The organism is Geobacter argillaceus (genome assembly GCF_007830735.1).
In the GTDB taxonomy this organism is placed as follows: domain Bacteria; phylum Desulfobacterota; class Desulfuromonadia; order Geobacterales; family DSM-12255; genus Geomobilibacter; species Geomobilibacter argillaceus.
In genome coordinates, this window is the sequence record NZ_VLLN01000001.1 from 193,682 (window position 1) to 207,330 (window position 13,649).

Below are 13,649 nucleotides of genomic sequence, written 5' to 3' on the forward strand. Positions count from 1 at the left end.
AGTTGTTCGGAGATCCGCGAAAATTTCACGAGGAGATCAGGCTCCTCCGACTGGCAATGTCATCCTTTTGCCAATGCGGCCACGGCCTCTTCATCCCTCCCGAGCTCCCAGAACAGTTCCGCTTCTGCCACTCTCCGGCCTGTTGATACAACTCAACCGCAGCAACTCCATCGGCCGATCTCGCCTTGACGAATTCCATCGCCTCTTCGAGCGTGAACCGCACCTGCTCCCACCCAAGCAGCTCAATCCTGCCATTTGCCTGCAATCGGGCAAAGCGTGCCGGTGGCGCCTCCCGGCTCACCACGATGATGGTGATCCCGGGAGGAACCGCATCCAGCCCTTCATAGAGGACATCGTGGAAAAGAGTGCCGTTGGCGTCCTGGAAACCTGAGCCGTTGAACAAACTCACGCGTCAATGGGGCACAATTCCCGGCCTGCACCAACCCAGTCCGCTGCAGGTCTGCCGGGGTATCCACATCATGCCACTCGGGCAGCAGCCGCACCCGCAGACCCGCTGCACCGGCCCGTGCCAGACTCTCCGCCAGTACGGTACCGGTGCTCCAGGCAATCCCCCCAAACAGACTGTCGGGCAGCGCTTTCAGGCCCAGCAGGTAGTAGCCGCCATCACAGCTGGGGCCAAACACCACATCCACCGACTCCTCAGCCAATGCCCGGAACGCCTGGTGCAGATAGTCCACCGGCAGGTCCGGCGCATCAGTCCCGACAATGACCACCCGTTGGTGCCCGCGGGACAGGACCTCGCGAAACGCACCGGCCATCCTTGCCCCCAGATCGCCCCCTTGCTGGGGCAACAACACAAAGTCGGAGGCAATTCCCTGAAAATACGGGAACGCCGCCGGTTCATCCTGAAAAAAAAGAAAACGTTGCACCTGCAGGAGTGAACGCACCTTGGCCAGGGTGTCCAGGAGCATACAGCGGTAGAGTTCGGTCGCCTCTTCCGGCGTGAGGGGAGGGGTCAGCCGGGTCTTTACCCGACCCGGGGTGGGATGTTTGGCAAAAACGATCAGGGCGCTGTTGTGTAACACGATTGTAAAACCACCATTCCAATGAAAATGAAAAATTTAGCGTTATCCACAATTTCAGGAGTTTTCAACAGACTTATCCACAAGGGCAAGGAGTTGGATAAAGGAATTCCAGTATGCTCGTCGGCCCCTTTATCCTCGGTCCTTTATCCTCGAACCTCGCTCCTTCTTTTATCCCGTTCGATCGCGGCATAGGCCGAATGCTTGTGGATCGACTCGAAGTTCTCGGCCTCCACGCTGAACCAGGTAATGTTGTCCATGGCCAGGAGCCGCTGGGTCACTTCACGGACAATGTCCTCCACAAATTTCGGGTTCTCATAGGCCCGCTCAGTGACGAACTTCTCGTCAACCCGCTTCAGCAGAGAATAGACCGGACTGGAGCCGCACTCCTCCACCTGCGCCACCAGGTCCTCGATCCAGACGAACTCCCGGTAGCGGACCCGGATGGTGATGATGGAGCGCTGGTTGTGGGCACCATACTGGGAAAGCTCCTTGCTGCAGGGGCAGAGCGAGGTGACCGGTATCCTGATGCCGAGGACGAAGTCGAAGCTCTCCGCAAGGGAAGCGTTGAACTCACAGGTATACTCCATAAGCCCCTTGGCCTTGGAGACCGGCGCCCGTTTCTCGATGAAGTACGGAAACTCCATCTCCAGGTGGGCACTGGACGCTCCGAGCTTCTTCTTCATCTCGCCCAGAATGGTCTCCAGCTTGTCCAGGGCGATCTCCTCGCGGTGAGCGTTCAGGAGCTCGACGAACCGGCTCATGTGGGTCCCCTTGAAGTGATGGGGCAGGTCCACGTACATGTTGATCCGGGCCACGGTCTGCTGGAACTTCCGGTTCTTGTCCATGACCACGACCGGGTAGGAGATGTCCTTTACCCCGACCTTGTTGATCGGGATGTTGCGGGGATCGTGCAACTGCTGCACGTCGTGCAACGGCTGACGAGACTGGGTATCCGGGACCGGGGACTGACTGTCACTCCCTTTCTTCTGATTCACGTTACACCTTTCTCATTTCACGATCATTCGTCACGTGTCACGCCGCACATACTTCACCGGATCCGGGACCCCGGCCTCAATGAACCCCTTGAGCCGCAGGCGGCAGGAGTCACAGAGGCCGCAGGCAAACCCTTCCGGGGTGGGGTCGTAGCAGGAGTGGGTCCGGCCGTAATCCACCCCCAGGGAAAGCCCACGGGTGATGATCTCCGCCTTGGTAAGGTGGATAAGCGGGGTGTGGATAGTGTACTGGCCCTTCCCCTCCACCGCCGCCTTGGTCCCCAGGTTAGCCATGGCCTCGAAGGCGGCGATGTATTCCGGCCGGCAGTCGGGATACCCCGAGTAGTCCAGGGCGTTGACACCGATGTAGATGTCAAAGGCGGAGAGCACCTCGGCCCAGCCCAGGGCAAAGGAGAGGAAGATGGTGTTCCGTGCCGGCACGTAGGTGACCGGGATGTCGCTCCCCACCCCCTCCTTGGGAACAGCGATGTCGGCGGTGAGGGCACTCCCTCCGATCCGGCGGTAGTCGAAATCCACCACCAGATGGTCCTTGGCCCCCATGGGCCGGGCATTCTTCTTGGCCAGTTCAAGTTCCACACTGTGGCGTTGGCCGTAGGCAAAGCTGATGGCGTAGGGCTCGAACCCCTCGATCCTGGCAATGGCCATGCAGGTCGTAGAATCGAGCCCCCCGCTGTAGAGGACGACTGCTTTCTTTTTCATAGTGCAAACTCCATTCTTAAAACAACGAAAACTTCACATACCGTTTCGGATTCTCCTTGATGTCCTTTACCAGGGCATCGACGCTCTCCACCATCCGGGTTAACCGGTCGTAGGCCTCCCGGTCGTTGATGAGACGGCCGGCGGTCCCTTCCGTGCCGCGCAACCGGCCGGCCACGTCGTCGAACGACTTGACCGCACTGTCGGCGCGCTCTATGAGGGCCACCCCCTTGTCGTACAGTTCGCGGTCACTCAGCAGCATCCCCACCGTACTGTCGCTGGAGAGCAGCTTCCGGTTCAGCTCCCGTACATCCTCGGCCGCCTGGGTGCTCTTGTCGGCCACGGCCACCATCTTGTCGTACAGCTGGCGATCATGAACCAGCCGCCCAAGGGTGCCATCGGCTGACTGGATATCCCTGATGGTGTCCTCGGTCCTGGTCAGGATGGCAATGAGCCGGTCATAGGGCTCGCTGTTTTTGGTCAGCTTCCCCAGCGTCCCCTGCCCCTGGTTCACTGAGTGCGTAACGATCTGCAGCTCCGCTGTCAGCCGCGAAAGGTTGTCGTAAAGTTTGGGATCCTTGGCAAAGCGGCCAAGGGAACCCTCCCCCTTATCAATCTTGTCCATGATCCCGTTGAGCCGGTCAAAGGCGGAACCGGCCTTCTGCATCACGTCGTCCAGTCGCGGCACCTCGGTGCCGGCGACCCGTGTCTCCGGTACCTCCGCATAGTGCCGGCTGGGGGTGATATCCACGTACTTTTCCCCCATCAGGCCACGAGTCTTGATGGTGATCCGGGAATCCTTGCCCACCTTCTTCAGCGCCTCATTCTCAATCTCCAGGAGGACCTCCACATCGTTGCTCTTCCTGGCGTCGACAAAACGGATATCCTTGACGATCCCCACATCCACCCCGGACAGCCAGACCGGCGCCCCGACCTTCAGACCGGCCACATCGACCATGACCAGCGTTATCTCCCCCTTGGGGACGAACATCTTGGTCTTGTCCCCCATGAGGAGCACGCCGCCGGCAAAGAGCAGCAAAGCGACGACGATGAAGATGCCGGTTGTTACCTGCGACCATCCTAGAGTATCACTACGTTTCATAACCGCGCTTCCAGTCCATTGGGATAAGTGAACAGAGACTGCTCCGTCGGGGCGAAGAACTCCCTGATCTCCGGCAGGGAGGCTGAGCGGAGTTCGTCACTGCTGCCGTCAAAGACGAGCCGTCTTTGGTGAATAAAGGAGAAGCGGGAGGAGACGGCAAAGGCGGTTTCCAGATCGTGGGTCACCATCAGGGTGGTCTTTCCCTCCTCCTGGAGACGGAGCATCAGATGCCTGATATTGTAGACCCCGATCGGGTCAAGGCCCGTGGTCGGCTCGTCGAAAAAGATATACTCCGGATCGGCCGCCAGGGCGCGGGCAATGGCGGCCCGCTTCTTCATCCCACCGGACAGCTCGGACGGATAGAGGTCGATGGCATGCTCCAGGCCGACAAAGCCCAGCTTCTCCAGGACGATCCGTTCGATATCCGCCTCGGACAGCTCCCCTTCCTCGAAGAGACGGTAGCCGACGTTTTCGCCCACGGTCATGGAGTCGAACAGCGCCCCTCCCTGGAACACGATGGCAATACAGCGGCGGACAGTGGTCAACTCCTGTTCCCGCAAGCCGGCAATGGCAGTGCCGTTGATGAAGATCCGGCCGGCATCGGGGCTGAGCAGGCCGAGGATCAGCTTGAGGATGGTGGTCTTGCCGACACCGCTCACCCCGAGAATGGTGCGGTTCTCGCCAGGGGTAAGACGGAGGTCGAACTCCTCCAGAATACGCCGCCCTCCGACACTGTAGGTGACCTTATCCATCAGGATTCCGCTCGTATCGGCCGCCTTCATCCTTGTCCTATCCCCTGAAAACGATGAATATCTTGGTCATGAAGAAATCGGTGATCAGGATCAGCACCGAGGCCAGCACCACGGTCCGCTTCACCGCCGCACCGACCCCTTCGGCGCCGCCGCGGGTGTTCAGACCGACATGGCACGCCATCATGGCAATGATGAATCCGAACATGGCCGGTTTGGCCACCCCTTCGATCAGGTCCTGAAACACCATGAACTGGGGCAGCGACTTCCAGTACATGAGCGGATTGATCCCGTACCCCATGGACATGGCGTAGCCGCCGAAGAGCGCCACCGTGTCGGTGACGATCGCCAGGAGCGGCATGGCGACCAGCATTGCCTTCAGCCGGCTCGTCACCAGCCGCTTGACGATGTCGGTCCCCTCCACCCGCATGGCGTCAACCTGCTCGGTCACCACCATGGTCCCCAACTCGGCGGTGATGGCCGATCCGACCCGGCCGGCAACCATGAGCGAGGAGAGGACCGGCCCCAGCTCCTTGACCATGGTCACGGCAACCATCCCCCCCACATAGCTGGTGGCAGCGAACGGCTTGAGCTGGATCAGGGCCTGCAGCGCCATGACCATGCCGGTAAAGAGGCCGGTCAGGCAGACGATGAAGAGTGAACCGACCCCGATCCGGTCCAGTTGGGCAACGAACTCACGGTAATAGAAAGGAGGAAAGACCATCCCCCTGACTGCCCTCCACGCCAGAGCAAAGTACGACTGAATCTCGAAAAAGACCTGCTTCAGTCTGTCATCCAACCGCACAAAGCCGATCACACCAGCGCCTCGGCCAGGGCTTCACGGATATCCTTGACAAAAACGAACGTCAGTTCGGCCCGCGCCGGTTCCGGCAGATCATCCAGGTCGACCCGGTTCCGCTCCGGGACGATGATCCTGACCACGCCGGCGCGGCGGGCGGCCAACGCCTTCTCCTTCAGCCCGCCGATGGCCAGGACCCGGCCGGTGAGGCTGATCTCGCCGGTCATGGCCAGATCGCGCCGGGCCAAGCGGCCGGTCATGAGGGATACCAGGGCCGTCGCCATGGTGATCCCGGCCGAGGGGCCATCCTTGGGGATGCTCCCGGCCGGGACATGGATATGGATGGTGGTGTCAATAAAGGCGTCGCCGCTGATCCCGAACTCGTCCTGATTGGCCTCCACAAAGGACAGGGCCGCCCGGGCCGACTCCTTCATCACCTCCCCCAGGGAACCGGTCAGGATCAGTTCTCCCTTCCCCTTCATCCGGGTAGCCTCGACAAAGATGATGTCCCCGCCGGTCTCGGTCCAGGCAAGGCCGGTTACCACGCCAACCCGGTCCGCTTCGGCGGCCACCTCGTTGAAAAACTTGCGCGGGCCGAGGAATTCGCTCACCAGTTCGGCACTGATGGTCTCCCGGGGCGGTTTCCCCTGGGTGATCTCCTTGGCAACCTTGCGGCAGACCGAGGCGATGTTGCGCTGCAGGGTGCGCACCCCGGCCTCGCGGGTGTACTCTTCGATGATTCTGAGCAACGCCTCCGGAGGAAACTGGGGGTGGTAGTCGGCAAGGCCGTTCTCCTCGATCTCCTTCGGCACCAGGTAGCGGGTGGCGATATGCTCCTTTTCCTCGGTGGTGTAGCCGGAGAGGGTAATCACCTCCATCCGGTCCTTGAGGGGGGGAGGGATCGGGTCAAGCTGGTTGGCGGTGGTGATGAACATGACTTTTGACAGGTCGAACGGCAGGTCCAGGTAATGGTCGGTGAAGGTGGAGTTCTGCTCCGGGTCCAGCACTTCCAGCAGGGCACTGGCCGGATCGCCCCGGAAGTCGAGCCCGATCTTGTCCACCTCGTCCAGCATGAATACCGGGTTGTTGGCGCCGCAGCGAAAAATCTCCTGGATGATCCGCCCCGGCAGGGCGCCGATGTAGGTCCGGCGGTGGCCCCGGATCTCCGCCTCGTCCCGCATCCCCCCCAGGGAGACGCGGATGAACTTCCGCCCCAGGGCACGGGCGATGGACTTCCCCAGGCTGGTCTTCCCCACCCCCGGCGGGCCGACAAAGCAGAGGATCGGCCCCTTCATCGACTCCTTCAGGGTGCGGACCGCCAGGTACTCCAGTATCCGCTCCTTCACCTTTTTCAGGTTGTAGTGGTCCTCGTCCAGTACCGTTTCCGCCTGGGTGATGTCCCGGTTGTCAATGGTGCCGGTCTGCCAGGGCATGCCCGCCAGGTAGTCAAGGTAGGTACGGGCCACGGTGTATTCGGGCGATGACTGGTTGATCCGCTCCAGCCGCTTCAGCTCCTTGTCGGCGACCTTGCGCACCTCGGTCGGCATGCCTGCCGCAATGACCTTTTTCTTGAGTTCGTTCAGGTCGGCGCTCCGGGGGTCCTCATCCCCCAGTTCCTCCTGGATATGCTTCATCTGCTCGCGGAGGATATACTCCTTCTGGGTCTTGCCGACCCGTTTGGTCACCTCCGCCTGCACTTCCCCCTTGATCTGCAGCCGCTGAACCTCGCTGGTCAGGTGGGCGTAGACCGTTTTGAGCCGCTCCAGCGGATCGATGGTCTCCAGCAGGGTCTGCTGGTCATCCAGCGGCAGGTTCATATAGAGGGTCACCAGGTCGGCAAGGCGGGCCGGGTTGTCGATGTAGTCGATCATCTTCATCACGTCGTCCGGAAGGGGCCTGCCGTAGGAAAGGGCTATCTTCAAGAGTGCAGAGAGGCTTGACACCAACGCCTCGGACACCAGGCTCTTTTCCACGAATTCGCGGAGCGGTTCCAGCCGGACCATGGTAAGAGGCTTTTCCTGCACCAATTCCTGGAGCTGGACCCGGGCAAGCCCCTCCATGGTCACTTTGGCACCCCCCTCATCCAGATGGCGCAGGCGGGTGATGCGGCAGGCCGTGCCAACCTGATGGAGCGAAGGGAACAAACCGTCACCATTCGGGTCACTCTTGAGTTTTGCCAGCACGATCAGGCTGTTGTGCGCGGCAACCGCCTCTTCAAAGGCAGGGGTTTCCTCATCCTTGAGAAACAGGGAGAGGATCATGTACGGAAAGGCCACCATTTCCCGCAAAGGGAAGAGGGGGAGGATCTCCGGTATGGGGGTGCTGTCCGGCATGGTCTGTTCCTCGGTGAGCAGGGCGGTTCGCTGACCCCACTGCTGAAAACGCGACATCAGGTACACGTAAAGAGTATCGGGACGGTGGGGCAGTGTCAAGGATAGCCGCTCCCGGAAGCGGCTATAATTCGGCCTGGAGCTGTTCCCACTCCTCATAGAGGGCAGCTATCCGGGCCGCCAGGGCCGCATGCTCGGCGCCGAGCCGCTGCAATTCGGTGTAATCTCCCGCCACGGCCGGGTCCGCCAACTGTGCTTCCAGTTCCGCCTGCCGCGACTCTTCCAACTCGATCGCCGACTCCATCTCGGCCAGGCGTTTCTGCCGCGCCCGGTCCGTCTTCTGGCGCTGCTTCTCCTCGTCCCGCTGGCGAAGCCGTTCCTCTTTGGAAACAGTGACTGGTGACTGGTGACTGGTGACCGGTGACTCGGAACAACCCTCTTTCTTGGCCAGAAAGTACTCATAGTCGCCGAAATAGTTGGTCAGAGCGCCGCCATCCACCTCCACCACCCTGGTGGCCAGGCCGTCGATGAAATGCCGGTCATGGGAGACGAACACCACCGTACCGGGAAAGTCCCGCAGGGCGTCCAGGAGCACCTCTTTGCTGAACAGGTCCAGATGGTTGGTCGGCTCGTCCATGAGGAGCAGGTTGGCCGGCTTGAGAAGCATCTTGGCCAGGGCGAGGCGGTTTCGCTCCCCGCCGGAAAGGACCGCTACCCGCTTGTGGATGTCGTCCCCGGAAAAGAGAAAGGCGCCCAGGAGGTCCCGCAGGCGCGGCACCATGTCGTACGGGGCATCGGCCAGGATCGCCTCGTACGCCGTCAGGTCGCCGTTCAGTTCCCGTGCCTGGTCCTGGGCAAAGTAGTCGAGCAGTACATTGTGGCCAACGATCCGCTCGCCCCCCTGGAACGGGCCCCCGGCCAGGACCCGCATAAGGGTCGACTTGCCGGCGCCGTTGTGGCCGACCAGGGCTACCTTCTCTCCCTTTTCCACGACGAGGTCGACCCGATCCAGGATCACCCTGCTGTCGTAGGCCCGGGTGAGCCCCTTCAGTTCCATGACGATCCGCCCGCTCTTGGGGGGGTCGGGAAAACGGAAGCGGATCCTTTTCCGCTCCGGCGGCAACACGATCCGTTCGATCTTCTCCAGCTGTTTGATGCGGGACTGGACCAGGGCCGCCTTGTCTGCCTTGTAACGGAAACGGCCGATAAAATCCTCCAGCTTCTGCACCTCTTCGTCCTGGCGCCTTTTCGCCTCCCTGAGGGCGGACACCCGCTCTTCACGCTGCACCAGATAGCTGCTGTAGTTGCAGTGGTAGTCGGCAAGGGTGCCGTTCCAGACCTCGGCAATCCGGCTGCAGACCGTGTCCAGGAAGAAGCGGTCGTGGGAGACCAGCATGACGGCGTAGGGATACTGGCTGAGGTACCCTTCCAGCCAGTTACGGGCCTCGATGTCCAGGTGGTTGGTCGGTTCGTCCAAAAGCAGCACGTTCGGTTTTTTCAGGAGGAGCCGGGCCAGGGCGATCCGCATCTGCCACCCGCCGGAGAACTCGCCGCAGTCCCGCTCCCAGTCGCCCGGCAGAAACCCCAGTCCGGCAAGGACGGTTCCCACCACCGCCTCCTTGGCATACCCTCCCTTTAGTCGGAACTCCTCCTGCAGGTGGCCGTATCGTTCGAGCAGGGCTTCGTGGCGCGGGTCGTCATGGGGGAGATGGGCTAGATCGGCGGTGAGGCTCGCAATCTCCTCCTCCATCTGCTGCAGGTCGCCCAAAGCGGCCAGGGACTCGGCAAAAAGGGTCCTGCCGCGGGTGACGAGCCCGTCCTGCGGGAGATAACCGACCGTGGCCCCCCGGACCATTCGGATCTCGCCGGCGGAACTCTCCACCTCGCCGGCAATGATCCGCATCAGGGTCGATTTTCCGGCTCCGTTCTCCCCCACGAGGCCGACCCGCTCACCACCGTTCAACTGCCAGGAAATCCTGCGAAACAGTTCGCGCCCGCCGAATTCCTTGCTAAGATTGTCCAACTGCAACATGCCATGCTCCTTTTCTCCATACGAAAACAGCGGCATTGTAGGGGGGATGGCACGCCTTGTCAATTTCCCGCTCCTGCCTTTTATATGGGCAAGCCGGGTAATTTCTGGTATAGTTTACCGATTTTAGTCGACGTTACGCCGGAAGCGAGCTGCTCCGCAGCCGCCGGCTGACCATACATACATTCAGGGAGCCTGGCATCCAGCCTCCCCACAAGGAACTTGCACCTATGGCAAAAAAGATGCTCATCAATGCCCTCCATCCCGAGGAAGCGCGGGTCGCCATCGTCGACGAAGGCCGTCTGATAGATCTGGATATAGAGATCGCCGGCAGCGAACAGACCCGCGGCAACGTGTACAAAGGGGTCGTGCTCCGCGTGGAGCCGGCCCTCCAGGCGGCCTTCATCGACATCGGCCTGAAGAAGCCCGGCTTCCTCCAGATCGGGGAGTTGCACCCGGAATGGTGGCAATGGCGCGACGATGTCCCCGAGGACCAGCGCAAACGGCGCCCCCGCATCCAGGAGGTCCTCCGCCGGGGCCAGGAACTGATCGTCCAGGTGGAAAAGGACGAGCGTGACATGAAAGGAGCAGCCCTCACCTCATACCTGTCGCTGCCGGGACGCTACATGGTGCTCATGCCGGGGAGCGACTCCTCGGGCATCTCCCGCAAGGTGGAGGGGGAAGCGGAGCGCAAAAAAATGAAGGCGCTGGTAGCCCAGATGACGATTCCCGAAGGCATCGGCTACATCATCCGGACCGAGGCGGTGGACAAGAGCCTGGAAGAGCTCCAGAAGGACCTGGACCAGTTGGTGGCCAAATACGAGGAGCTCCGGCGGCAGGCGGAGTCGGCCAAGGCGCCGGCCCTGCTCCACAAGGAGTACTCGGTGGTCATTCGCAGCATCCGGGACTACTTCACCGCCGAGATCGACGAACTGCTGATCGACAGCAAGGACGTGCACCGGGAGACCAAGGCCTTCTTCAAGGAGGCGATGCCCAAGTACGAAAAGCTGGTCAAGCTGCACCAGGAAAAACGCCCCATCTTCTCCCGCTACCAGATCGAGGAACAGATCGACCAGACCCACGAGAAAAAGGTCCCTCTCAAGTCCGGCGGCTCCCTGGTAATCGAGCCGACCGAGGCGCTGGTCTCCATCGACGTCAACTCCGGCAAATCCACCGGCGAGCGGGGAGTGGAGGACACCGCGTTCAGGACCAATGTGGAGGCGGCAGAAGAAGCTGCCCGCCAGCTCCGCCTGCGCGACCTGGGTGGCCTGATCGTCATCGACTTCATCGACATGCGGGACAACAAGCATATCCGGGAAGTGGAAAAGATCCTGAAGGCAGCCCTGAAAGGGGACAAGGCAAGGGTCACCGTGGGAAGGATCTCCCAGTTCGGCATCCTGGAGATGTCCCGCCAGCGGATCCGACAGGCGCTCAACCAGGCCAGCTACCTGGAGTGTCCCCACTGCGAGGGCCGCGGTAAGGTCAAATCGGTCGAATCGATGGCCCTCTCCTTTCTGCGCAAGGTCCATGCCGCCGCGGCAAAAGGGACCGCTGCCGAAGTCCGGGGCGAACTGCCGCTGGAGGTGGCCTACTACCTGCTCAACCGCAAGAAACGGGACCTGGCCCAGATCGAGAACGACTACGATATCGAGGTGACGATCAAGGGGAAACCCTCCTTCCTCATGAACCAGTTGGAACTGGAACTGGTCAAGCGGGAAAAGCCGGCCCACATCGAACCGCTGCCAGAGGAACGTCCTGAGCGAAAACCTATTGTTCCTCCCATCGAACCGCAGGACACCGCCAGCAGCGAGACCGATGTCGAGCCGGCTGGCAAGAAAAAGCGCTCGCGGGGACGGAAGAAAGATGCCGAAGAGACGGCCGCAGCAGTTGTCGAAGTAGAGGCAGCGGTTCACCCGCAGGTCCTTGTCACTCCGACCGACGAAGAGCCTCTGGCGGAGAGCGTTACTCCGGAGGGTGACGAGGCGACTGAGGAACAGAAGAAAAAACGCCGCCGGCGTCGCCGCCGGGGCAAAGGAAAGCCCACGGAAGGGATGGCTGCTCCCGCCACACCTGAGTCCGATCTGCTGCCCCCAACTGCCGAGCCGGCCGGGCAGGAGTCCGTGGAATCGCTGGAAACAACCGGTGAAGAGGATGATGGCGAGCACCACGAGGAACAGAAGAAGAAGCGACGGCGGCGCAGGCGCGCTAAGGGGAAGGGTGCTCCCACCGATACCGAACAGGGGCAACTGACCAGCGAACCCCCGGCTGACGCTGCGCCGGCACCGGTCGTGATGCAGGAACAGCCGGCACCGTCTCAACGGCCAGAGGAAACTGCTCCGGCAGTCGCCAGCGAATCGAAACCGAAGCGCACCCGGCGGAAAAAAGCGGATGCCCCGGAGGCCAGCGAACCGGCAGTTGTTGCCGAACCGGTCACCCATCCTGAAGCGGCCACACCGGCTGAAGAGCAAAAACCGAAACGTACCAGGCGCCCAAAGGCGGCCGGCAAAGAAGAAACGCCGGCACCGGTCGAGCAGCAGGCGGAAGCGGCACCCGACACTCCTGTTGAAAAACCGAAGCGGACCAGGCGTAAGAAGGCTGAACCTGTTGTTGAGGAGGAGTAGCATGCTGCGTCGCACCAAAGGCGTGTTCATCGTTTTGGCTGCGCTGCTGGCTCTCTGGTCGGCACCGGCCTTGGCGGCACCCCGCTTCGGGGGGATGACCGAGCTCTACCTCTACCCCTATATCCAGTACTTTCATTGGCAAGAGGAGAGCGGAGGCCGCAAACTCCTGACCGAAAGCGGTCCCCTCTACGGCATCGGTACTGCCGTCGGGCTGGACCTTCTCCGGACCGACACCTCCGGCTCCCTGTTCATGAAAGCAAAAGGCGAGCTGTTCGGCGGCGTTATCGACTACGACGGCGAAACCCAGGCCCCCAGTTCCCTGCCGGTCAAGACCGATGTTACCTATGTCGGCGGCAAGGGCGAACTGAACCTGGGCTGGTCCTTTCCAGCCGGACGCTTTGCCATCCAGCCGTTTTCCGGGATCGGCTACCGCATCTGGCTGCGGGACCTGCACGATTCCTCGACCACGGACCGTAACGGCCAGGCCCTGCAGGTGCAGGGATATACGGAAGTCTGGGAAAGCGCCTACGCCAAACTCGGCCTTAACCTCTCCCACACCTTTGACAACAACTGGCGCCTGTTTCTGGAAGGTGGAGTCAGCTACCCCTTCTACAACACCAACAGCGTGGATATCGTTGGAGACGGAACCACCACGGTCAGGCCCGATGGACGCTGGTCTGCATTTGGCGAGGCGGGAATACGCACCGGCAAGGTCCGCACGGCCATCTTTTACCAGGGGTACCGCACCGACCAGTCACCGGCCGTGCGGATCAGTCAGTCGACCTCGATACTGCAGCCCCGCTCCACCGAAGATGTTGTCGGCGTCAGCGTCGGGTACTGCTTCAGGTAGCCGGCCATGAGCGGCACTGTCGTCACAGCCCTGTTCATAGCCGTCTTCGGGGCTCTCGGCTGCCTGGGCCGCTTCTACCTGTCCGGCATGGTGTACGACCTGCTGGGACGCACCTTCCCCTACGGGACCTTTGTCGTCAACATCCTCGGTGCGTTCCTCATCGGCCTGATCATGGAGTTCGCCCTCCGAAGCACCCTCGTCTCCCCCAATCTCCGGATCGGCCTCACCGTTGGCTTTCTGGGCGGACTTACCACCTTCTCCACCTTCAGTTACGAAACCTTCCGCCTGCTGGAAGAGGGTGAGTTCCTCATCGCCACCGGCAATGTCCTGGGTAGTGTCCTGATCTGCCTTGCCTTTACCTGGCTGGGAATCCTGGCTGCCAGGATACTGTAACAAACCTCGCGTACTGGAAGA

General features: G+C 61.4%; 12 protein-coding genes. 3 read left to right on the plus strand and 9 right to left on the minus strand.

The genetic code is table 11. From position 1 onward, the window contains the following. Positions 1–25 precede the first annotated feature (25 nt). From JN12_RS00855 to JN12_RS00895, 9 genes are all read right to left on the minus strand, one after another. Complete coding sequence (locus tag JN12_RS00855) at positions 26–403, minus strand: hypothetical protein (protein ID WP_145017122.1); 378 nt, start codon at positions 401–403, stop codon at positions 26–28. After that, entirely contained in the window at positions 342–1,046 is a 705-nt protein-coding gene (locus tag JN12_RS00860) for a TIGR04282 family arsenosugar biosynthesis glycosyltransferase (RefSeq protein ID WP_246125688.1), read from the minus strand. Before JN12_RS00860 ends, JN12_RS00855 begins: the two co-directional genes overlap by 62 nt. Positions 1,047–1,189: 143 nt before the next feature. Further along, positions 1,190–1,978 carry a GTP cyclohydrolase FolE2 gene (gene folE2 / locus JN12_RS00865; protein ID WP_145017376.1) on the minus strand — a complete coding sequence of 263 codons (789 nt, stop codon included), beginning with the start codon at positions 1,976–1,978 and terminating at the stop codon, positions 1,190–1,192. 93 nt (positions 1,979–2,071) lie between these two features. Continuing rightward, a complete protein-coding gene (gene queC, locus JN12_RS00870) occupies positions 2,072–2,758 on the minus strand; it encodes a 7-cyano-7-deazaguanine synthase QueC (RefSeq protein WP_145017126.1) in 687 nt (228 codons plus the stop codon). Between the two features lie 16 nt (positions 2,759–2,774). Then, the gene (locus JN12_RS00875) at positions 2,775–3,857 is read right to left on the minus strand and encodes an MlaD family protein (protein WP_145017129.1); all 1,083 of its coding nucleotides are present in this window, start codon (positions 3,855–3,857) and stop codon (positions 2,775–2,777) included. After that, positions 3,854–4,639 carry an ABC transporter ATP-binding protein gene (locus JN12_RS00880; RefSeq protein ID WP_246125690.1) on the minus strand — a complete coding sequence of 262 codons (786 nt, stop codon included), beginning with the start codon at positions 4,637–4,639 and terminating at the stop codon, positions 3,854–3,856. The genes JN12_RS00875 and JN12_RS00880 overlap by 4 nt, the downstream gene beginning before the upstream one ends. A 7-nt stretch (positions 4,640–4,646) precedes the next feature. Beyond that, entirely contained in the window at positions 4,647–5,372 is a 726-nt protein-coding gene (locus tag JN12_RS00885) for an MlaE family ABC transporter permease (protein ID WP_407925366.1), read from the minus strand. 47 nt (positions 5,373–5,419) lie between these two features. Next, positions 5,420–7,738, minus strand: coding sequence for an endopeptidase La (gene lon, locus JN12_RS00890; RefSeq protein WP_145017382.1), 2,319 nt, complete (start codon positions 7,736–7,738; stop codon positions 5,420–5,422). A 121-nt stretch (positions 7,739–7,859) separates the two neighbouring features. Next, a complete protein-coding gene (locus tag JN12_RS00895) occupies positions 7,860–9,767 on the minus strand; it encodes an ABC-F family ATP-binding cassette domain-containing protein (RefSeq protein ID WP_145017130.1) in 1,908 nt (635 codons plus the stop codon). Between the two features lie 227 nt (positions 9,768–9,994). On the opposite strand from JN12_RS00895, the gene JN12_RS00900 reads away from it, so the two are divergent. From JN12_RS00900 to crcB, 3 genes are read left to right on the plus strand one after another with little or no spacing between them, the layout of a single operon-like run. Beyond that, complete coding sequence (locus JN12_RS00900) at positions 9,995–12,385, plus strand: Rne/Rng family ribonuclease (RefSeq protein ID WP_145017132.1); 2,391 nt, start codon at positions 9,995–9,997, stop codon at positions 12,383–12,385. A 1-nt stretch (position 12,386) separates the two neighbouring features. Further along, positions 12,387–13,235 (plus strand): autotransporter outer membrane beta-barrel domain-containing protein, encoded by an 849-nt coding sequence (locus JN12_RS00905; RefSeq protein WP_145017134.1) that lies wholly within the window; start codon positions 12,387–12,389, stop codon positions 13,233–13,235. 6 nt (positions 13,236–13,241) lie between these two features. Then, on the plus strand, positions 13,242–13,628 hold the full coding sequence (gene crcB, locus JN12_RS00910) for a fluoride efflux transporter CrcB (protein WP_145017136.1): 387 nt from the start codon (positions 13,242–13,244) through the stop codon (positions 13,626–13,628). The last annotated feature ends 21 nt before the right edge of the window (positions 13,629–13,649 follow it).